16 protein-coding genes and 1 pseudogene are annotated in these 21,156 nt (G+C 40.8%); 7 read left to right on the forward strand and 10 right to left on the reverse strand.

All coding sequences use genetic code 11. The features are described from left to right. Nucleotide 1 precedes the first annotated feature (1 nt). A complete protein-coding gene (locus AC0L4E_RS18270; protein WP_473680835.1) occupies nt 2–856 on the reverse strand; it encodes an HAD-IIB family hydrolase in 855 nt (284 codons plus the stop codon). A 555-nt stretch (nt 857–1,411) separates the two neighbouring features. On the opposite strand from AC0L4E_RS18270, the gene AC0L4E_RS18275 reads away from it, so the two are divergent. Next, on the forward strand, nt 1,412–2,623 hold the full coding sequence (locus AC0L4E_RS18275) for a BamA/TamA family outer membrane protein (RefSeq protein ID WP_473680837.1): 1,212 nt from the start codon (nt 1,412–1,414) through the stop codon (nt 2,621–2,623). 19 nt (nt 2,624–2,642) lie between these two features. Here AC0L4E_RS18275 and AC0L4E_RS18280 read toward each other — a convergent pair whose 3' ends face one another. From AC0L4E_RS18280 to AC0L4E_RS18290, 3 genes are all read right to left on the reverse strand, one after another. Then, nucleotides 2,643–4,523 (reverse strand): GGDEF domain-containing protein, encoded by a 1,881-nt coding sequence (locus tag AC0L4E_RS18280; RefSeq protein ID WP_473680839.1) that lies wholly within the window; start codon nt 4,521–4,523, stop codon nt 2,643–2,645. Nucleotides 4,524–4,662: 139 nt separating this feature from the next. Continuing rightward, nucleotides 4,663–5,079: a MarR family winged helix-turn-helix transcriptional regulator gene (locus AC0L4E_RS18285; RefSeq protein WP_473680841.1), complete on the reverse strand. Its 417-nt coding sequence runs from the start codon at nt 5,077–5,079 to the stop codon at nt 4,663–4,665. Nucleotides 5,080–5,083: 4 nt separating this feature from the next. Further along, nucleotides 5,084–6,103: a cation diffusion facilitator family transporter gene (locus AC0L4E_RS18290; protein WP_473680843.1), complete on the reverse strand. Its 1,020-nt coding sequence runs from the start codon at nt 6,101–6,103 to the stop codon at nt 5,084–5,086. A 426-nt stretch (nt 6,104–6,529) separates the two neighbouring features. On the opposite strand from AC0L4E_RS18290, the gene AC0L4E_RS18295 reads away from it, so the two are divergent. The 3 genes from AC0L4E_RS18295 to sigZ all read left to right on the forward strand — a co-directional run bounded on the left by AC0L4E_RS18295 (nt 6,530) and on the right by sigZ (nt 8,684). Then, a complete protein-coding gene (locus AC0L4E_RS18295; RefSeq protein WP_473680845.1) occupies nt 6,530–7,084 on the forward strand; it encodes a TMEM165/GDT1 family protein in 555 nt (184 codons plus the stop codon). A gap of 151 nt (nt 7,085–7,235) precedes the next feature. Then, nucleotides 7,236–7,934, forward strand: a complete 699-nt coding sequence (locus tag AC0L4E_RS18300) for a glutathione S-transferase family protein (protein WP_473680847.1) — start codon at nt 7,236–7,238, stop codon at nt 7,932–7,934. Between the two features lie 177 nt (nt 7,935–8,111). Further along, nucleotides 8,112–8,684, forward strand: coding sequence for an RNA polymerase sigma factor SigZ (gene sigZ, locus AC0L4E_RS18305; protein ID WP_473680849.1), 573 nt, complete (start codon nt 8,112–8,114; stop codon nt 8,682–8,684). Nucleotides 8,685–8,782: 98 nt separating this feature from the next. Here sigZ and AC0L4E_RS18310 read toward each other — a convergent pair whose 3' ends face one another. From AC0L4E_RS18310 to AC0L4E_RS18325, 4 genes and pseudogenes are all read right to left on the reverse strand, one after another. Further along, nucleotides 8,783–11,959 carry an efflux RND transporter permease subunit gene (locus tag AC0L4E_RS18310; protein ID WP_473680851.1) on the reverse strand — a complete coding sequence of 1,059 codons (3,177 nt, stop codon included), beginning with the start codon at nt 11,957–11,959 and terminating at the stop codon, nt 8,783–8,785. Then, nucleotides 11,959–13,199 (reverse strand): annotated as a pseudogene (locus tag AC0L4E_RS18315) (efflux RND transporter periplasmic adaptor subunit). Before AC0L4E_RS18315 ends, AC0L4E_RS18310 begins: the two are co-directional and overlap by 1 nt. Nucleotides 13,200–13,203: 4 nt before the next feature. Next, complete coding sequence (locus tag AC0L4E_RS18320; protein WP_473680853.1) at nt 13,204–14,586, reverse strand: TolC family protein; 1,383 nt, start codon at nt 14,584–14,586, stop codon at nt 13,204–13,206. 360 nt (nt 14,587–14,946) lie between these two features. Further along, nucleotides 14,947–15,801, reverse strand: a complete 855-nt coding sequence (locus AC0L4E_RS18325) for a LysR family transcriptional regulator (RefSeq protein ID WP_473680855.1) — start codon at nt 15,799–15,801, stop codon at nt 14,947–14,949. A 114-nt stretch (nt 15,802–15,915) separates the two neighbouring features. On the opposite strand from AC0L4E_RS18325, the gene AC0L4E_RS18330 reads away from it, so the two are divergent. Then, on the forward strand, nt 15,916–16,305 hold the full coding sequence (locus tag AC0L4E_RS18330; protein WP_473680857.1) for a YybH family protein: 390 nt from the start codon (nt 15,916–15,918) through the stop codon (nt 16,303–16,305). Nucleotides 16,306–16,382: 77 nt separating this feature from the next. Here AC0L4E_RS18330 and AC0L4E_RS18335 read toward each other — a convergent pair whose 3' ends face one another. After that, on the reverse strand, nt 16,383–17,306 hold the full coding sequence (locus AC0L4E_RS18335; protein WP_473680859.1) for a LysR substrate-binding domain-containing protein: 924 nt from the start codon (nt 17,304–17,306) through the stop codon (nt 16,383–16,385). Between the two features lie 139 nt (nt 17,307–17,445). Between AC0L4E_RS18335 and AC0L4E_RS18340 the strand changes: the two genes are divergently transcribed. Continuing rightward, nucleotides 17,446–18,810 (forward strand): alkyl sulfatase dimerization domain-containing protein, encoded by a 1,365-nt coding sequence (locus AC0L4E_RS18340; RefSeq protein ID WP_473680861.1) that lies wholly within the window; start codon nt 17,446–17,448, stop codon nt 18,808–18,810. Between the two features lie 232 nt (nt 18,811–19,042). Continuing rightward, complete coding sequence (locus AC0L4E_RS18345) at nt 19,043–19,924, forward strand: LysR family transcriptional regulator (RefSeq protein WP_473680863.1); 882 nt, start codon at nt 19,043–19,045, stop codon at nt 19,922–19,924. Between the two features lie 21 nt (nt 19,925–19,945). Here the strand turns inward: AC0L4E_RS18345 and AC0L4E_RS18350 are convergent, their stop codons facing one another. Next, nucleotides 19,946–20,959 carry a hypothetical protein gene (locus tag AC0L4E_RS18350; RefSeq protein ID WP_473680865.1) on the reverse strand — a complete coding sequence of 338 codons (1,014 nt, stop codon included), beginning with the start codon at nt 20,957–20,959 and terminating at the stop codon, nt 19,946–19,948. Between the last annotated feature and the right edge of the window lie 197 nt (nt 20,960–21,156).

Here is a 21,156-nt window from a genome sequence, read left to right on the forward strand (position 1 = left end):
GTTATGCCTCCTCAAGCGTAAATGATGGTGTTGGTGTTGATGACTCTAATAACAGTGCTTGCAGACATTCAGCCCAGCCTCTAGGGCCATAATGCTGACTTTGCATGGTTTTATTGTCTGTGATGATTTTCGGGAATGTATGCGTAGGAGATTTGATTTGAATTGCCACATCAGCAGCTTCTAGCATGGCGCTATCATTACCACTGTCACCTAAAGCAATGGTTTGCACTCGCGTTTGGTATTTGTCGGCATAAACTTGTGCAAGCCAATCCATAGCGCGACCTTTATCGGTATGGCCACCAACATGTAAAAAGCGCCCGCCTTGCAACATATTGGCACCGAGGCTGTTCATATGTTTAATGAAGGCTTGCTTACGGTCGATACCTGCCGTCCACAACAATGGTTCTGAGTAATGTCTCACGAGCGCTAAAGTGGCTTTCTCTTCCGATAAATCAGTCAACTCACATAACTCTTGGGCTGTGAGTGTCGAAAAACCAATATAGTCGCTGGCAAAATCATCAGCTTTGGCTTCGAGTAGCTGTAACCAGTGCTCGCGGGGTTCGCAAAACTCTTTCACCCAGTAGTAACCTTGCGTAAAAGTATCTGCAGGTTGGCTGTCAAAATAGCCGATAGGGATATATACCACTGCCCCATTTTCAGAAATAAACGGTGAATTAAAACCAATGGTTTGTTGAATTTTCTCCATTTCAGCAAAGGTTTTACTGGTATTAGGAATAATGGGAATTTGCTTTTCTGTTAGCGCTTCAATCACGCCAATCGCACTGGAGAAACTGTAATCATAATGGTCCAGTAAAGTGCCATCCATATCGGTAAAAATAAGCGGTTTTGTCATCATGAGCTTTCCCTTCCGTTTCACGCATCACTTGCTGATGAACTTAAACGTTACAGGGAACATGCCAGCTTAACTAAGCTTGCACTACAATGGTTCAATACTTAATGTTAGGTATTGATTTTAAATACTAAAATAATTATACCGATGGCGTTTTTTGTATACTTGAAATAGCAATTCAAACACTGACCTGCTGACTTTTAACTCATAACCCGCACCAATTAGGTGCAAAAAACAGCAAAACATGTTGTTAAAATAAACTGAATTGCTTTCCCTACCCCGATTGAATAACTGTAATAGAAACCAATACAACACTGCTCGATTTTCACTGCTTTGATCGAGTTAGAGGGTTTGATCCTTCAAAAGTGAGTTAGCTAAATAACATTCATCGAGTAAATTCTATCTCGCCTTAGGGCATTAGTCGGCAACGGGAGTACTTATCGCCAATATAAGTACACTTCACCACTCCAAGGGTTCCCGTTGCCGCTTTTTTATTGTGAGAGACTTCGTCATTTATATTGCTCACAGCTCTGACAACTCATCGCTTTCAGGTACTCATTCATGTTCAAAAAAATAGTCTTATCATCATTGATGCTGAGTAGTTCAGCCTTTGCAGATGCAGACGCCAATAGCAGTTTCTATGATCCTATTGATGGCAAATTTGATATGGGTAATTACCTAGCTGAAAATGCGCATGGTTTTCTACCTGTACCGGTAATTATTACCGAGCCAGCTGTCGGTTTCGGTGGCGGTATTGCCGGATTATTTTTGCATGAATCTGAGGAAGAAAAGGCCCTTAGACAAGAAAAGGCCATGGCCTCATTAGACGGTGGGGCGCAATTAATCCCTCCAGCCATGACCGCAGTAGGCGCATTAGCCACTGAAAATGGATCTTGGTTTGCTTTTGCTGGACATCGTCACTCTTGGCAGCAAGATCATATTCGCTATACCGCCATAGGTGGGGCCGGTAAGGTCAATTTTGACCTTTACTCTAACTTAGGCGGTTTACTGCCCATCGACAAACCTGTCAGTTTTGATACCCAAACCACTGCGGCTTTTGCCAGTCAAAAACTATTGTTTCGCATCCCTGAAACTCAGTTAATGTTAGGTGTAAAACAATTTTGGGCACAATCGAGTATTTCATCTTCGAACCAAATTGTTGATTGGATTTTCCAGCAAACGCTTGGAGAACATAACACCTCATCAGGACTTGGTTTAGCCGCGGAATATGATACTCGCGATAATATTTTTTACCCTTCGAAAGGTTATTTAGTCTCTGCAGAATACATGAGTTATAACGAGGCACTTGGCTCAGACTACCTCTATGATAGCTTTGAAATAAGTGGTCAAAGCTTTTGGCCGGTGGCTGAGAAGTGGACAGTGGCTGTTGCGGGAGATTACCAAGCTTTTTACGCAAAAGACGATGCGCTACCGCCTACAGTTAAGCCTTATATTGAGTTACGCGGGGTGTCATCGTTTAGGTATCAAGGCGATCAAGTCGCTACATTGCAAACACAGGTCATGTATCACCTTAATCATCGTTGGACCTTATCTGGCTTTTACGGCTTAGGTTACACCTATCAAGATAATGCAGTGCTAAATTCATCGTCGGCAAACACGATGACAGAGTCTTCATCTGACGAACTCATTTCTGCATACGGTGTAGGATTTCGTTATCAAATAGCTCGTCGTTACGGCATCCATATGGGGGTTGATATTGCCTTTAGTGAGGAGCAAAGTGCTCTCTACTTTAACGTCGGCAGCGGATTTTAACCGCTCTGTTCACTTGTAATTAAGCACACTGCTCGGCTAAATATACTTTGTTTTTACCCGAAAACTTAGCTTGATATAGGGCGTCATCGGCTTGCTTAGTGAGATCTGATAATGTCGTTGATACGCTATCTAACGTTGCCACGCCTAAGCTAATAGTAAACTCAACATCAATGCCATCAAAGTGGAATGACTGATTCGCGATACCGTTTCGCAGCCTATCAGAAATAGTAAAGGCTTCATCAAGATTAGTATTATCCAAGATAATTAAAAACTCTTCACCGCCGATTCTACCGACTAAGTCTTTCTTTTTAAGCCAACTTCGGGCTCTTTGGGCCGCTGCTTTAATCGCTAAATCGCCAATATGATGGCCAAAGCGATCATTGATAGATTTAAAATTATCGATATCAAAAATAATCACAGAAGCGGCTTGGCGCTTACGGATGGCCCTATCAATAATTTTCTGCCCTTTTTGGAAGGTGTAGCCACGATTAGATAAGCCAGTGAGGTAATCAGTTTGTGCACGCTCTTTAAGGGTTTTTCTTGAGTGCAATAAAATCAGTACTATGCCGAATAACACCACAGCAAGTACTAGGAATAAAGTGAGCCTTAAATCACTAATACGTTCTTTATCCTCAATAGCAGCCCAATTTAACTCATTAATAGCAAGGCGATTTTCAAGTAGCTCATTCTCAAATGCAGCGAGTTTAATATTATGATCCAATGAAGTCGTCAGTACTTTACTGTCAATAATGCTTTGATTGTTCTCTCGTTCAATATCAATAACCTGCAAAAAGAAATTGGCAGCTTTTATTGGCTCATCTTCTGCTAATGCAATAATGGCATCAGCCTTTAACATCATGTCCTTCATATTGGCAGGGAATTTTTCATCCAGCCTAAATATTCTTGCCATTTCAGCCGCTTTATTTAAATCACCACTGCGCGTATAGGCAAGCGCGAGATACAAGTAGGTGCTAGTAATAAAATACTGTTCTCTGGTGGTCTCTTGCAGCGAAACGGCCTTTTCAAGGTGAACCACAGCTTGAGTGAAGTCATAGGTTCTTAGCGCCAGTTGTCCTGCATTCAGGTGGGAGAAAAACAATAAGTCGCCTTCACCATTGGCAACTCGCGCTAATTCAAATTGCTGTTGGATACTTTCTTCAGCCTTACCCCAATCACCTAACTTAATTGCTTGACTTAACATGTTGTGCTGCATGTTAAACATATCTTCGATATCGTTGATGGTTTTCCAGGTTTCATAGGCAATTTTAAAGTTTTCATAGCCGCGCTGATGTAAACCAACACGGCGATACAAACTGCCTGTAGCATTATAAATCATAGCCTTACGATGAACATTAAGGCTTTCACTTTTATCCACCACCATTAAGGCTTCATCAAGTAAATCGATGCCTTTATAAACGGTGTCAGGTTCTATAAAACAGAAAGCATTTTGGGTCAGCGTTTTAGCAAGGAGTTCAGAATTAGTGTGTTTACGGGCATATTCAAGAGCTTGCTTTCTGTCAACACAATAGGTCGTAGGGTCATTTGATTGAAGATACAGTGCAAAAGAACGTTCTAAATGGCTATCAATAAGAATGTCTGAAACGGGTAGATATTTAACCAGCGCAATGCCTTTATCATAACTACTTATCGCTTGATCTAATTGACGAGTTTTTTCGTAGGCTTGACCATAAAGAAAATACACTTGCGCTTGTTCTTCTGCCGAAAGCCCGCTGCTGGCTATATCAAATTTATCCAGCAGCACGACTGCTTCAGCAGGACTGATTTCAGCCACAGCGTTTTGTAATTCTAATAAGGTTTCTTTGGCCAATCCGTTAGCGCTGAGCACAAAAAGGCAGCCGAATAGGCAAATACGCCACCTTTTCATCAATAATATATCCATATACAACCTCAACATCATAACCCTTTTGTAGTATATCCTTTTCAGGGTAACACAGTATTTCATCAAGGTTAAAATATTGATTTAAAGATATTTTTGTTACTTTTAGTTACATATAGAACAGAGTTTTACGAGCTAGACACTAAAATTCTTGATTCATTTTTTGTAAACATGACAACAGCACTTTGGCTTCTTCAGAATCAATATGGCGAGTAAGATCCCCCATTAAATCAAGGTGTAGTTGATGGTGCTGATGGTGAATATCTAACCCAGATGCGGTTAATTGCACCACAATTGCACGGCCATCTTCTGGATGAGGCGTTCGCTCCATCAATCCCAAGTTCACTAATTTATCCACCTGCACAGTAAGCGTTCCAGTGGTGATACCGAGTTTTTGCGCTAACTCCTTCATTCTGAGCGCGCCAAATGTTCCCAGCACTTCGATGGTATGAGTTTGCGCAAGGCTATAGCCTGTTTCTTTAACTACAGACTGCTCCCAAGAAGACATCTTGTCGTAAAATTCAGTAATGGTTTGATTTAAATTTTCAATATTGCTCATTGAGTTAACTCATTGGGTGGACTTCAAGTGTCAGATGATGGATTTTATCAAATTGGCTCAATAAGGTCTTATATTCAGCGATAGAAAAATCTGCTTGTTTTGCCACTAAGGTTAACGCTGCAGAATAATGATGACCGCTAATTTTCCAAACGTGCATATCTTTAATATCAGCATAAGGCGCCAATACGTCTGCTATCAGCTGCTTATATTGCGGATCGATACTTTCATCCAATAACACAGGGCTGGTTTGCTTCATCAAGCCCAATGTCCACTTCGTAATCACTATCGCACCAACGATGCCCATCACTGCATCTAGCCAATGCCAGCCGTAAAACTTGCCAAAAACCAGCGCAATAATCGCTAATACAGAGGTTAAAGCATCCGCTAAAACATGCATGTAGGCAGCACGTAAATTATGATCATGATGTTTTTCGGTATGAGAATGAACACTATCTTTCTCATGGTGATGTTCGTGAGCATGACCATGTGAATGACCATGTGAATGACCATGAGAGTGACCGTGTGAATGACCATGTGAATGACCATGAGAGTGACCGTGTGAATCGCCATGATCATGATGATGGTGCTCACCCAGCAAGAAAATACTGGCAACATTCACCGCTAATCCAAAAAAAGCCACCATAATCGCTTCATTAAAATGAATGGTTTGCGGATTAAGCAGCCGATGAATGGATTCAACCATCATTAATAACGCCACCACACCCAGAACAATTGCGCTGGTGTAGCCGCCTAATACACTAACCTTACCCGCTCCGAACGAAAACTTATCAGAATCAGCATGCTTCCTGGCATAACGATAGGCAAATAAAGTGATACAGAACGCTGCAGCATGGGTGCCCATGTGCCAACCGTCAGCTAGCAATGCCATCGAGCCATATACTGTGCCAGCAATGATCTCAACAACCATAGCGGTCACAGTTAATATTAATACGTAGAATGTTCTCTTTTCGCCAGCACTTTGCTGAGCACAAAAGTCATGTTGATGTTCAGTTGTAAATCGCACACGGCACCTTTAGTTTGACTATCAAAGTATTTAGGTAAAATACCTTGATAGTCAAACCAAATCAATTTCATTGAAGGTTTTTTTTGTTCTCAATCAATTATTCAGTAAAAATTTACACTGTAAATCACCCGGGTTCAGTCAATAATCCTCGCGAGCTCATCATTGCTGATATTCAGTTAAGCTTGAAAACAATCCTGACAATCTTTACAATGCCGCTGTCTTTGGGGAGTAACTTGCCCGCTTATTTGCATCTATCGATATAAATAAGTCGGTTTGTTCGTCAACATAATTGATGCACATCATCATGGCGTTCAAGACTCAGTGCCAACTGAGTTTAGTGAGACCATAGACAATGATCACAACCCGAGGTGGGGAGTGAGCATTGTCTTAGGTTAATCACAATCCCCACCTCCAAAAGAGAACCCTTTGAGCGTTTTAGCAATATCCATTACCACAGTCGCCTTGGCCGAAATTGGTGATAAAACCCAGCTACTTTCATTGCTACTAGCCAGTCGATACCGCAAACCTATTCCAATTATTGCAGCAATCTTCTTAGCCACCATTGCCAATCATGCTTTAGCTGCATATTTAGGGGTGGTGATTGCCGATTACTTATCACCTGAGATATTAACTTGGGTGCTCGCGGTGAGCTTTTTAGCCATGGCAGCATGGATCCTCGTGCCAGATAAGCTCGACGATGACGAAAAAGTCTCAAATAGAGGGCCCTTTGTTGCCAGTTTCATTGCGTTTTTCATTGCCGAAATAGGCGATAAAACCCAAATAGCCACCTCCATTCTTGGCGCACAATATTCAGATGCATTAGCTATGGTGGTGATAGGCACTACTATCGGCATGTTGCTCGCCAATGTGCCAGTAGTGATTATTGGAAAACTGTCTGCAGACAAGTTGCCATTGGCATTAATACGCAGAATTACAGCAGGTTTGTTCGTGCTGCTAGCAATGGCAGCAATGTTAGCTTAAAAACAGTAAGTGATTGATATAAGGTATTAACCAGATTGGGGTTAATACCTTTTCGATTCGATGATAAAAAATTTCGTCTTTTTTTATCAGCCTTCGTCTTATGAGTAATTAATCAATTAAATTTGCATTACATCGTAAGAAGGTACAAACCATGATTAAAATTATCAGCTTTAAAATCTGTCCATTTGTTCAACGTGTTACAGCAGCATTGGCGGCTAAAAATATTACTTATGAAATTGAATACATTAGCTTGAGTGATAAACCACAATGGTTTTTAGCTATTTCACCTAATGGGCAAGTACCTGTGATGGTCACAGAAAATGGCACGTCATTATTCGAGTCTGATGCGATTATTGAATACATAGAAGATGAATTTGGCCCGCTTGAACAAAATGTGACTAACGAGCAACGTGCATTAGATCGTGCATGGAGTTACTTGGGTTCTAAGCATTATTTGCCACAATGTGGCGCGATGAGCAGCAAAGATAAAGCGACTCTAGAAACTCGATTTGAGAAATTGTACAAAGCATTCCAAAAAGCTGAAGGTCAGCTTACTGGTAGCACTCAGTTTTTTAAGTCTGATGCATTAAGTAACGTCGATTTAGCTTGGCTACCACTACTTCACCGTGCTGATATTATTAAGCAAAAGTCGGGCTATGACATGTTGTGTGGTTTACCTAAAATGCAAACATGGCAACAAGCTATATTGGCATCAGGTTTAATTGAAAAAACAGTATCGAGTGACTTTGTTGAGAATTTCTCAGGCTTTTACTTAACCAATACCTATTTGGCAGAAGGCAAAGATATTGTGCAAACCGGTTGCAGTGCTAGCTCGAGCTGCTGCGGTTAAGTCGCTATTTATGTAGCTATTCAGGGCACTAAGCAAGAAGCTAAACAAGAAACTATAGGCGTTATACATCCTGATAATTCAGCGCTACACTGGATAATAATGACAACACCCGAACTGATCTAAGTATGCTTAGATCAGTTTTTGCGTTATGTGAAAATAAGTACCATAGGAAAAACGATGACAACATCAACACCAATCAGTATTGAAGCCATTTGGGCAGAATATCGCTCCAGCCTGAAAGCTTTTTTGACCAAAAATGTCTCAAACCATGCTGATGTTGATGATTTACTACAAGAAATCCTAATCAAAAGTTATAACAGCTTAGACAAAATCCAAGACACTAAAAAGCTGAAGTCTTGGCTATTTCAAATAGCTAATCACACCATTATCGATTTTTATCGTAAACGCGCTAAAAATCAAACCAGTGAGCTACATGAAGACCATGATTGGGCCTTAGAAGAAAGTGATGACATTTTTGAGCAAATGACTGACTGCATTACCCCCTTTATTAATGGCTTACCCAAAGAAGAAGCAGACTTGCTTACCGCAGTTGAGCTCAATGGGGTTGCACAAAAAGCCTATGCAGAACAGCAAGATATTAAGTACTCGACCTTAAAATCGCGGGTACAAAAAAGCCGCCAGTCTCTATACAGCTTATTTAATCAATGTTGTGATTTTAAGATAGATGCCAAAGGTAACCTAGTGTCCTATACCCGTAAAATAGGGAAAGATTGTGGCGGTAAGTGCTAGTTTAAACAGCTGGTTATTGATGGGTTATATAACCAGCTGCACTTAAACATTCCCTTTTAGCATTCACTTTTAGCATTCACTTTTAGCTAGAGCTTCAACTAACTCGCTTTAACAGGTTCATTAGTTGCGGAGTCATTAACAAAAGGCACTGGCGCAAAACTGTCGCCATAATCTTTATCAAATTCCGCTTCATCGACTTTTACACCCTTAATACGCTCGACAACCATGTAATTAACCGGCACCAATATCAGCGTAATAAAGGTCGCAAAAATAATACCAAAGCCCAGTGATATCGCCATCGGGACTAAAAACTGTGCTTGAGTTGAACGCTCTAACAATAGCGGCATCAAGCCAATAAAGGTGGTTAAACTGGTCAGCATCACAGGTCTAAAACGTTTAGCGCCTGAGGTAAGCACCGCTTCCACCAGCGCCATTCCTTCTGCGCGCTTTTTATTGATAAAGTCGACCAAGACCAGTGAGTCGTTAACTACCACACCCACTAACGCCAACATTCCTAAAATACTGAATATGGTCAGGGCAGAACCCATGATCCAGTGCCCCATGACGGCACCAATTAAGCCAAATGGGATGACACTCATGACAATCAAAGGTTGTATGTAAGACTTAAATGGAATCGCTAATAAGCTGTAAATCATAAATGTGACAAACACTAAGCCCCATTGTAATGAACCAAAGCTTTCACTCTGCTCTCTAGCTTCACCTTCTAACGAGTGACGCACACCAGGATATTGCGCCACTAACCCATCAAGATAAGTTTTCAAATCAGCCTGTAAGACCGTCATATTGGTATTGTCTTTGTCCACATCGGCCGTGACATTTAACACGCGATAACGGTCAATACGTTTGATAGTCGATGGGCTTTTACCTGAGGTCATTTTTGCCACATGTCCCAGTGGTACTTGCGAGCCACCACTGGTACTGATCAATACTTTTTCAAGGTCTGCCAACGACTGACGCTCATTAAGCGGCAAACGAACCATCACTCGAATATCATCTCGCCCTCGCTGAATACGTTGCACTTGAGAGCCAAAGTAGAAACTACGGATCTGATTAGTCACTTCTTCACGGGTCAAGCCCAACGCTTTACCTTGCTCAGTCAGTTCAATCAGTAATTCTTCTTTACCGTTGGATAAGCTGTCGGATATATCAAATACGGTTGGATAATTACCCAAATGAGTTTTCACATGATCTGCAATCTCCCTGAGTGTGTCCAATGAGTTAGCACTTAACTGCACATCAATAGGGTCAGAGCTACGGCCGATTTCGGCACGATAAGTCACCGACTCAGCGCCTGGGACATCACCCACCATACGGCGCCACTCCGCTAACAATTGCCCAGAGGTAATATCCGACTCACGCTTTTCTGGCGGCATAATTTCAAAACGCACGCCACCGGCATTAGAAGTACCACCACGGCCACCTGTGGTCGCAAGAATATTCAAAATAATGCTTTCGTTAGTGGTTTCATCAATATACTTATCCTGCAAAACCTTGGCTTTGGCAGCAATATCAATAATGTATTGGTTAGTCACCTCAAATGGTGTGCCCGCTGGCATGGTAAGGCTTAAGCGCACCGTTTCACTTGGGATACGTGGGAAGAAAGTAAACTTAGTCCAACCCGTCATCAATAGGGCAAAAATAATAAACAACACCCCCGTAAATAAGCTTAACGTCGCGGCTTTATTTTTTAATGCCACCCGTAAAAATGGCTGATAAAACTTAATAATCGCTCGCTCAAAACCATCCGCAAAATTTTGCTGCATTTTTTCAAATTTGTTTTGCTTTTGATTTTCTTGACGCAGTTTGATGTGCTTAAGATGTGCTGGCAGTACAAACTTGGATTCGATCAAAGAAAATAGCAATACAGGGATCACCACAATGGCAATTTGGGCAAATATCGCCCCGCGATTTCCCTCAATAAATAACATAGGTAAAAAGGCGGTGACTGTGGTTAAAATACCAAAGGTCACTGGTGCTGCTACTTCTTTAGCCCCATTAATGGCCGCTATTTCACCGTTAGGTGCGGTTTTTAAATGGCTATAGATATTTTCGCCGGTGACAATGGCGTCATCCACCACGATACCCAATACCAAAATAAAGCCAAATAAACTCATGACGTTTAGCGATACATTGAAAAACGGCATGAAAATAAACGCGCCCATAAACGATACTGGAATACCAATAAACACCCAGAACGCAATAGAAGGACGTAAAAATAACGTCAACAATAGCAGCACTAAAATGCCACCTTGCATGGCACTTCCTACCAGCGTTGAAATACGGTTTTTAACGATTTCTGAATCATCGTCCCAGTAACTTAAACTGTAACCTGCAGGCAAACTGTCTTGGCGTGAGTTGATATAGCCTTTTACTTTATCAGCCACATCAATCGCACTTTGCTGGCCAATTCGATACACATCAATAAACGCGGCTTGCTCGCCGTTAAATCGGGTTCGTACTGGGGTTTCTTCAAAACCATCAATTACGTTAGCGACATCACTTAAGCGAATAATCGTGCCGTCAGTTGCGGTTTTAATGGCAATATTGGCAAACTCATCTTTGTAATAGGCTTGGCCTTTTGAGCGAAGCAGAATATCACCGCCTTGGGTTTTTAAGTTACCTGCCGAAATATCCGTACTCGAGCCATTAATAGCACGAGCAATTTCAGCCAACGTTAATTGATACTGCTGCAGTTTATCCTGTGGGACTTCTAAGGTGACTTCGTAATTTCGCACCCCACTTAAATCAAGCTGAGTGACGCCTTCAAGGCGCAGCAGTTCGTCTCGCACGACCTCTGCAAACTCTAAGGTTTCTTTTTCGCTATATTTGCCGGTAACGGTAACCGCTATAACTTCGCGCTTACGTTGCGCCAGCGCGATAACAGGCTTTTCAGCGTCTGCGGGAAACGTATTAATTGAGTCAACTCGACTCTTAATATCTGCTAGTAATTCCCGGGGATCATAGCTGCTTTCAACTTCTATGCTGACATAAGATGAAGCTTCAGAAGAATTCGAGGTAATCTTTTTGATCCCTTCAAGATCTTGAACCGCTTCTTCAACTCGAATTGTTACCCCTTGCTCAACATCTTCAGGAGTCGCACCCCGCAGCGAAATGCTGACAGAAACAACTTCAGAATCCACGCTCGGGAAAACTTCCAGCGGAATACGTGTCGATAACGACCCCAGTCCAATCACCAACAAAAACAACATCAACAAGTTGGCGGCAACATGGTTTCTAGTAAACCAAGCAATCATTATTGCGCCTCCTTAGTTTTAACGCCTTTTTCACCCTGACGAGGGCCTTTTGCCATCGCTTCATCTGTCGGGCGATTTTCAGGTCGCGCTCTTTGGGGTTTAGCTGCACCTGAAATTAATACAGGCGTACCTGAACTCACTTGACCTAAAGATGTTGTCACTAAATCATCGTTGGCTTTAAGGCCTGTAGCTATCACCGCATCTTGGCTGTTTTTCCACAAAATAGAGACCTCGGTACGCAGTAATTTTCCATCCTCTACTATGTATACGTAACTGCCTTGGTAAATCGATTTTGTAGGAATAACAATTGCGCCAGCTAATACCTTGCCTTGTATTTTAGCTGTCAGGTACTGGCCGATTTTTAATGGCATTTGTTTATGGCTTTGGTAACTAAATGGCTCATCGATTTGCGCAACGACATAAAGCTGCTGTGAGCTATCATCAATCGCACCTTCAGTGCGATCCAATTGCCCTTGCCAGTTCTGTAAACCAATTAAGTCAGATTCGAATTGAACAGGTGCGATGACCTTTTTACCTTGTTCAGGCAAGTCGACTAAAGCTAAATCTTTATTGTTAATTGGCAGGCGAATTTCAACATAATCCGTGGCATAAATAGTCGCAAGTTCGGCATTGGTTGACACCACACGGCCAACATCAACGCTTTTCTCTAAAATGCGACCGTCAAATGGTGCAACAACTTTAGTGCGCTCTAAGGCAAGTAATGCTTTATCCAGTTGTGCTTGATTAGATAGCATTGATGCCTGCGCTGCAGCTAACTGCGGTTTGCGTAACACTAACTCTGTCGGCTCACGGCCATTGCCTAAACGTTTCCAATCAATTAATGCTTGTTCAACTCGAGCTTGTTCTTCTTGTAAGCCTTGCTTGGCTTGCAATAAACCTGCTTGAGCTATCTTCACCTCAGCCAGATAATCTCGGTCATCTAATTGAACCAAAACCTCCCCCTTTCAAAGAAGCCACCTTCTCGAAAGTTCGAGCTAATTGATAAAATTTGTCCTGATGCTTGAGTGACAAGTGAACTTTGAGTTCGAGGCTTAACTACCCCAAAGCTACTGACTTCAATTTGATAGTCTTGCAAACGGATCTGACGGGTTTCAACCGAGACATTACTCGCCGCTTTTTTAGCACCACGCTTAGATGTCGGAGGGTTGCTGGTAATGACAAATATCGCGATAACAACAACGGCAATAATGACGGCAGGGACAAGGTATTTTTTATTCATAATATTATTCATCTTGGGTTACACCAGCATCGAGATCGCCACCTAGTGCCAGGTGCAATTGAATACGGTTTGCAATGATTTGATTTTTTAAATTGATCACAGAAGTTTGCGCCACAAACGAGCGAGTTTGCGCATCTAACACCGTGGTGTAGCTTTCTAGCCCAACTTGATACTGCTCAAATGACAGGGTTTCGGCTTGCAGTGCATTTTCTTGTGACTTGAGAGTCGCTTGGTATTGCTGTTGTAAACTCGCATCTAAACCCAAGGTGTTTTCCACTTGCTCGAATGCAGTAAACAAGGTGCTGAGGTATTGTTGCTCTTGCTGTTTTAAAATCAGTTTTTGCTGCTCAGTTTGCGCTTTTAACCTTCCAGCATTAAAAATCGGTGAGGTTAATCCTGCAAACACCGACCAACTGCTAAAATCACCATCAAACAGATTATCGAACTCACTACCACTGCTGCCTACACTGCCACCTAGACGTAGCGACGGATAACGCTGTTTTTGAGTGTAAGCGACGGTCGCATCTTGAGATAACAGCTGATACCACGCCCCTTGTAAGGAAGGTTTGCGCTTAACCAGTTCGCTCGGAATACCAATTTTTATGCCTTGAGGCAATAATGGTAATTTAGCGTCCACCAGCAACTTGGCTGCAGGATAGCCACCTAGTAATCGTTCTAATTGGCGTATATCGGAATTTAATTGATTGCGTTGACCGAAGAGATTGGATTGCTCGTTGTAAAAAGCATTCTGAGTTAAATACACATCAAGAGCCGTATTCAGCCCTTGGAAATAGCCAGACTCAATAATATCAAAACTCACTCTGGCATTTTCAGTGCGGCGCTCGTATAGCTTGACTAACTCTTGAGACGTTACCACTTGGTAATACGCACTTACTACATCAGCCACTAAGTTATCTCGCGCTTGCTGATAGTTAGCTTCGGCGGTTAATAAATCAAGCTTAGTCGCTTTAGCGCTGTCAGATAACTTACCCCAAATATCAAGCTCATAAGTTAAATCGAAACTGAGGCTATTGGTGTTAGTTTGGGTGTCATTATCGCCATTACGACCAGAAGTCAGCCCACCGGTTAACTCAGGCCAAAAGCTTGAGTCACTGACTGTTAGCAGCTGCTTTTTGACTTCAATGTCTAGGGCTAATTGAATCAAATCTTGATTGCGATTTAACGCAATACTGGCTAATTCCAATAATTGGTCTGTAGCAATGGCTTCAACCCAAGGCTGATTTTCTTTTAATGCCTGAGCATTGGTATACCAAGTTTGCGGCAGCTCAGGTGTAACCTGTTTTTCGTCCAAGTATGACTGGCTGGTGCATCCTGCTAAGACACTTAGCGATAAAGCTATTAACGCTACAGTGAAATGTTTGTTCATCGACCTAGATTCCAAGGTGTGATTATTTTTATGTTAACGATTTTAGAGATTTGCACCGAAAATTCACACTCTATTCTGCTAACTTTGCACGGTTTTACAAAACTACAACCTTAACCGACTAACATGACAAGCTATATGTCACTTACAACATATTACCCATAATATAAAAATGGTTAAATAATAATAGGTTAGTCATCTAAAACAATCACTTAAATACAAAGAGGCGAGGTGACGAGATTTTCTGAATGTATAAGGTCCTATAAGTCAGTTGAGACATACTTGCTTACACTCTCAATCGAGAAATCTGAAAAATGCAACATACTAGACACTAAGTCATGTATGAATTAACTCAAAGAGTGGTTAAAACACGGCAGTTATTGCCTCAAGGCAAACTTTTACATTTAACGGCGCTTTGTGCCCATATGGGTGTAAGCCATAAATATTGTTGATTGGCAGATCATAGCCAGGGAAAACTAACGCGATATCGTCACTCAATTTAGGAAGGTGAAAATCAGGCACAATTCCGATTCCACAGCCAGATTGAATCAAGGCTAAGCAGGTATGAAACGAATTGGTCTCGCAATGGGCTGTTGCGGTGTATTGCTTGAGTTGATGCGCATTTGACTCAAACTGATGAACAATGTTCTTACCCTGCCAAGTATTGGCAACATACGGCAGTGTATCAATATCAGCATTCTCTATAATCGACTTACTACCCACCAATACATCTCGAAATGATCCAATACGTTTTTGCATCAACATGCTTTGTTCTGATTGGCCGACCCGAATAGCTAAATCAATATCTTCGGATAATAAATCTAAATGTTGATCATGACTGATTAACTCTGGCTCCAGCAATGGATACTGTTTAAGTAAACTACTAATGGCCGGTGTCACTAACGTTTCCATTAATGCATTCGGTGCAGTGATTCGCACTCGCCCTTGAGGAACAAGTTTAGTTTGCTGCACATCTAACCATGCATCACTGGCAATCTGATTCAGCGCTTTGCATTGTTGATAGAATTGCTCACCCGCTACTGTAAGGGATTGTCTACGAGTGGTGCGCTTTAGTAATACTACATCTAGTTCAGTTTCTAATGCTTTTAAATGCTGGCTAATTACCGACTTTGATAATTCAAGCGAGTCTGCAGCACGTGTCAGCGAGCCAGACTCAACTATATGGGCAAACACTGCCATTTGACGAAATCTATTCATTTTATTGTTTAGTTTTATTAAACAGTGATTGCAAATATAGCTGTTTTTCTACGCTAGTGACAAGGCTATTATTTATCTCAATTGATAGTCAAACAGCTTAGAAAGGATCCCGATATGTCTCATTCTATAACAGCAGAAAACACCATTTTAACAGCATGCAAAAACGGTATTGCAGCATGGCAAACCGCGTTTAATAATCAAGATGCCAAAGGATGCGCCGCCCAGTACCAACAAGACTGCATTATGAGAGCACGCCCATTTGGCGTATTCGAAGGTCGTGAAGCGATTGAAGCATTCTGGCAAGGTATTATGGAACAAGGCTTTAAAGATGTTGACTACACCGATGTCACTTGGGAAGCTGAAGGTGATAATGGCTATATATTGACCTCAAACTGGACTATGAATAAAGCCTTTGGTGTTGTACATCGTGAGCTTTGGGTTGTTGAAGCAGATGGCAAAGCACGCCTAGCTAGCGATGAATTTGAAGTACAAGGCGAACGCTAAATTTACTGTGCTTTTTTAGCACCTTTAATATAAACCTCTGTCGCACATTAGCTTTCTAAACTCAAATATCTTTGAAATTACTCAACTTCTAAAGACGATACAATAGGGTTACTAGAAAGATATTGCTTAAATTCATCAATAAAAGCCCGAGTTCGAGCGGGTAATGCATGCCTAGATGGATACAACAAAGATATGGTTAAAAAATCTAGATGATACTCAGGTAAAACAGGTAACAATTTCCCTTTGCTCTCATTGATAATATAAGCAGGGAGTAACCCTATACCTAACCCTTGTTCTATCATCATCGAAGCGCCGAGTGGTGACTGAGTTTGATGTTTATTCCTGAGCGAAATTGAGTAAAATTTACCTTGTAGGTCTGTCAATTTAAGTTGGTTAATGAGCCCTATTTGGCTAATTGATATACCATTGTGCTCACTCAACTCTTCTAGGTTATTAGGCGTCCCATAACGGCTGAGGTAACTAGAGTGAGCCGCTAAATACATGGGTAAAGTGCACAGTTGTTGGCCCACATATGACGAATCTTTAGGTGAGCCACCACGTAATGCAAGGTCATAACCGCCATCAAGTAAATCAACCGTATTATCTGAAATTTCTAGATTGATCTTTAGCTCAGGATAAACTCGGGTAAACTCACATAGAAATGGACCTAATACCCATTGGGCTAAACTATGTGTGGTGGTTATTTTCAGCGAACCTTGAAAATCGGCGTTAGCACTTCGTAATGATTCAAGTGCTACGTGGGCTTGCGGTAATAGATCCTTAGTCTTTTGATATAACTTTTCACCATCTACAGTTAAAACCAGCTTTCGAGTACTTCTTTGCAATAATCTAACGCCTAAATCTTGCTCTAACTGCGCAACTTGCTCACTGACCTTACTGCGGTGCATAGACAGTTTAGTCGCCGCTGCCGTAAAAGATCCGTTATCCACAATAGTGGTAAAAATGGCGACTCTTTTCAGGTGATTCAATGAACGTTTCATTTAGGATTGTTCCTTTTTTAGGAACAAAGCATGCACTTGATAGGGTATTATTTCAATGACTTACCTATAGGATAATCAATGTCGATCACATAATTTCTTATTATTGTTGGTAACTTTAGCCAACAATGGAGTCTCATCTATGTTTACTCGAAGTTTACTCACCTTAACCAGCGTCCTATTTATAAATTCTGCTATAGCCAATACCCAAGTAGAACCCGCTCAAGCCAGTGCATTACTCGCCAAACAAGGCGAACAATTTACCAAAAGCATTATCAAGTCAGGTAATAATGTATATACAGCGGTTGGCTATCATGGCGCTAACACTTCAATGATTGTCGGAGATGAAGGTGTCATCATTATAGATACCCTAATGGGACCGACAGCAGCTTCCAATGCATTTGCTGAATTCAGAAAAATTACCGACAAGCCCGTAAAAGCCATCATCTATACCCATAGCCACGGCGACCATACCGGAGGCGCTAGTGCCTTTGTTGATGGTGAGCAACCCATCGTCATTGCAAGAGCGCATTTCGGCACAGACCACGGCACAAATGCCGACATAAACCCAACAATGATCCCAAGGGGTATTCGTCAATTCGGACGTAAATTGCCCTCTGAGCAAATCACTCACCGCGGAGTTGCCGCTGCAGGGACTATCGACCATGATCGTGGCCAAGGCCATTTAAAGCCAACAATCAATTTTGAACAAAGTGTGTATAAAACCACTATAGGCGGAGTAGAACTTGAGTTATATGCCGGTCCAGGCGAAACCGATGACGCGCTGTACGTATGGCTGCCAAAAGAAAAAGTGTTATTCAGCGGTGATAACTTCTATCAATCCTTCCCTAACTTATATGCCATTCGTGGTACGCCATACAGAAACGTACTAGATTGGTCTAATAGTGTTGCACAAATGGCGGCGCATGAACCTGAACATCTCATCCCTGGCCACACTCGCCCAATACATGGTCAACAAGCTGCTACCACTGCACTAAGCGATTACAGCAAAGCAATTGCAAGTGTGTATCAACAAACCGTTGCAGGCATGAATCAAGGAAAAGGGCCAGATCAATTAGCCCACGAAATTGCACTCCCTGCAGAATTAGCAGCTACATCTTACTTAACTGAGTTTTATGGAAATGTACCTAATGCTGTTCGCGCTATTTACTCAGGACTAGTAGGCTGGTTTGATGGTAATCCTGCAACTTTAACCCCTCTCTCACCACAGCAAAGAGCGCAAAAGATTGCAGATTTAGCAGGCGGTACTAAAACTCTCGCTAAACAAATACAAGTGGCATTAGAGAAAGGAGACTTTCAATGGGCTTTAGAGTTAGTCGACCATTATAAGTGGCTCAATGATGCCGATATTGCTTTTGCCAAACAGGTAAAAATAACAGCTTTAAGGAAGCTTGCAGCAAGAGAATATAATGCACCTCATCGTAACTACTTCTTGAGTTATGCTAATGAACTAGAATCCGGTGATATAACTCATCGTTGGTTTTAACTTAGTGAAAAAAGAAGTCATTACTTTTAATGACTTCTCTTCACCTTAAATTAATTCACAAACAATTCAAAAGGTATCAAAATATTGTGATTTAATTAATATAGCCAGTATTTAAAAACCAAAAAAACACTCACTCAATATCACCCAGAATTATTCCATGAGACATCGGTAACAATATCAATTAAAACTTTAAAGTAAGCTTAATATACACAACTCCAATCTTAATAATGATATGCATATTGATTTTGTATCAACACTTCCAGCTATTGTATCCACAGGCTGCCTGACTCGAGCAGCCGAGTTGTTGGATGTTTCACCTTCAACAATATACAAACGTTTAAAAAAAGTTGAAGAATACTATTCAATTGTTATATTCAAAAAAGTTTCCGGAAAACTAGTATTAACTTGTAAAGGCAGAGACTTAATAGATGGCCTATATAAAATAAATGAAATTAACAACAAACTATTAAAAGAAAATAACCTCAATCACAATGAAGTTCACATAGGCATAAACCAAGGCTTAGCTATCCGGTTAGTTAGAGAAGTGATAAGTGAATATATAAAATATAACCCCAATATAAAAATAAGAATATCAACCGTAATGGATTTAAATACGATTGAGAATTTCATCGGTGACTTTGTCATAACAACTGCACCTATCAATGATGTTAAATTTAGTAAACATGTTATTGATGAAATGAAGAGTTATTTTGTAGCGAGCACTCAATACCTTACCGAGTTTGGAGAACCACAGAGCATCAGCGAACTTTCTCAACATAACCTAATACTGACGCCTATTGAGTGCTATGACGAGTGTTATTTCTATTGTGAAAACATTGACGGTGAAAAGTGCCAATTTGATTTAAATAGTAAAATTTTCGCTGACTCAAAAATCGTCTCTAATGAGTTCATTGCAAATCACAACGGTATTGGTTTGGTCCCACATAGGACTCTAGCAACCAATCGCCCAGACAACTTCAAAGTACTGTTAAATGGAACCTACCTAAGTAAAAGCTTTGTCAATTTGTGTACTGTTCAAAACCAAATCATGAGTGATGCAGCTAAAGGAGTAATGGATAAAATTGTAGAGAAGTTTAATTACAACTATCAATAGAACCGATTGCCATATAGGCAATTACCAAAATGAAATCAGAACAATAGGAATAATTGGCGACACGAATGCAGTGAGTAATGCTACTGGTAACACCTTAATGAATTGTATTCCGTTGCGACCAAATAACGCTAGAATGTTCAGTGTAATGATAATCACAGAACTGATACTGACAATATTAATCAGCATGGGAAGAGTAAACAGCTGTTGTAAAAGCGTTAACTGGCCAAAAACATCCGTGCCTGACAGGTAAATCATGGCAAGATCCCGATTCGCAAAGGTTTTTGCTAGCCATGCTTCTGCAATGATAAGTGAAGTATCGACTGTGAAACCTGCTTTTAATAAGATTTCAGCTGGGTAGTAAGTAAATATACTCCAATCAATATTCCTTTCTATTGCTATTTTTTGTACCACTTCAAATAGCATCACTACAATCGCTTTATTCACCACAAGCTTACTGCTACCTAACCAATATTTACTGAGATAGCTTCTCAAGCTTATCCTTAATGGAATTATCTTTGGATACTCACGCCTCAGGCTTAAGTTTGTTCTTGAACTCCAAGTCATAAGGTAACAAACAAAGAGTATATAAACAGGCAGGAATAAACTAGTGATAACTAATTGATAAATAGGAAAGCCTAAAGTCGATAAAGACAAGCAAGTTAATCCACCAGCAGAGCCAAAACAAATAGACAGTAATATATACCGTTCAGAAAAACTTAATCTTACTTTTTCCCCTTTGATTAATAGCAATAAATTAGTACAACCAAAAAAGAATGATAAACCGATCACCCGCCTTGAAAAACCGACACCGCTTTCTTTAAATAATGTCCCCCAGTATTTATTAACAACATAATGCCCCCCACCTAAACTAAGGCAGATTAGTATTACAACTGGCGCAACACAACCCAAGAACTTTTGCGTATATCGAAAATCTTCAAAAAGTATAACTCCCTGAGAATTAAGAAAGCAAAAAAACAAAACTAAAGAAGCTGCAAAAAACGTTTGAAATAAATAAGGCGGATTTAATTTAGGCATTTAAATAGCAGTAAACCCTTAAGAAAAAGAATTAATTTTATTCTTTAAAAATGAAACATCACCTTAAACCAATTTTTAAACATTTTCTACACCGCGACATAATTATTGAACTAAAGCACAACACAAGCCAATTAACCATTAACATTTAAACTTAGATCACCAATAAATTTATTATTTAATTAGAAACACATCCCACT

It is taken from the genome of Shewanella sp. GJ50-10 (genome assembly GCF_055808815.1).

Excerpts from the sequence above, each read along its gene's own strand:
- AC0L4E_RS18340 (WP_473680861.1), top strand. The coding sequence starts at position 17,446 with ATGTTTACTCGAAGTTTACTCACCTTAACCAGCGTCCTATTTATAAAT.
- AC0L4E_RS18335 (WP_473680859.1), bottom strand. The coding sequence starts at position 17,306 with ATGAAACGTTCATTGAATCACCTGAAAAGAGTCGCCATTTTTACCACT.
- AC0L4E_RS18280 (WP_473680839.1), bottom strand. The coding sequence starts at position 4,523 with ATGGATATATTATTGATGAAAAGGTGGCGTATTTGCCTATTCGGCTGC.
- sigZ (WP_473680849.1), top strand. The coding sequence starts at position 8,112 with ATGACAACATCAACACCAATCAGTATTGAAGCCATTTGGGCAGAATAT.
- AC0L4E_RS18300 (WP_473680847.1), top strand. The coding sequence starts at position 7,236 with ATGATTAAAATTATCAGCTTTAAAATCTGTCCATTTGTTCAACGTGTT.
- AC0L4E_RS18320 (WP_473680853.1), bottom strand. The coding sequence starts at position 14,586 with ATGAACAAACATTTCACTGTAGCGTTAATAGCTTTATCGCTAAGTGTC.
- AC0L4E_RS18285 (WP_473680841.1), bottom strand. The coding sequence starts at position 5,079 with ATGAGCAATATTGAAAATTTAAATCAAACCATTACTGAATTTTACGAC.
- AC0L4E_RS18325 (WP_473680855.1), bottom strand. The coding sequence starts at position 15,801 with ATGAATAGATTTCGTCAAATGGCAGTGTTTGCCCATATAGTTGAGTCT.
- AC0L4E_RS18310 (WP_473680851.1), bottom strand. The coding sequence starts at position 11,959 with ATGATTGCTTGGTTTACTAGAAACCATGTTGCCGCCAACTTGTTGATG.
- AC0L4E_RS18350 (WP_473680865.1), bottom strand. The coding sequence starts at position 20,959 with ATGCCTAAATTAAATCCGCCTTATTTATTTCAAACGTTTTTTGCAGCT.
- AC0L4E_RS18345 (WP_473680863.1), top strand. The coding sequence starts at position 19,043 with ATGCATATTGATTTTGTATCAACACTTCCAGCTATTGTATCCACAGGC.
- AC0L4E_RS18330 (WP_473680857.1), top strand. The coding sequence starts at position 15,916 with ATGTCTCATTCTATAACAGCAGAAAACACCATTTTAACAGCATGCAAA.
- AC0L4E_RS18275 (WP_473680837.1), top strand. The coding sequence starts at position 1,412 with ATGTTCAAAAAAATAGTCTTATCATCATTGATGCTGAGTAGTTCAGCC.
- AC0L4E_RS18270 (WP_473680835.1), bottom strand. The coding sequence starts at position 856 with ATGATGACAAAACCGCTTATTTTTACCGATATGGATGGCACTTTACTG.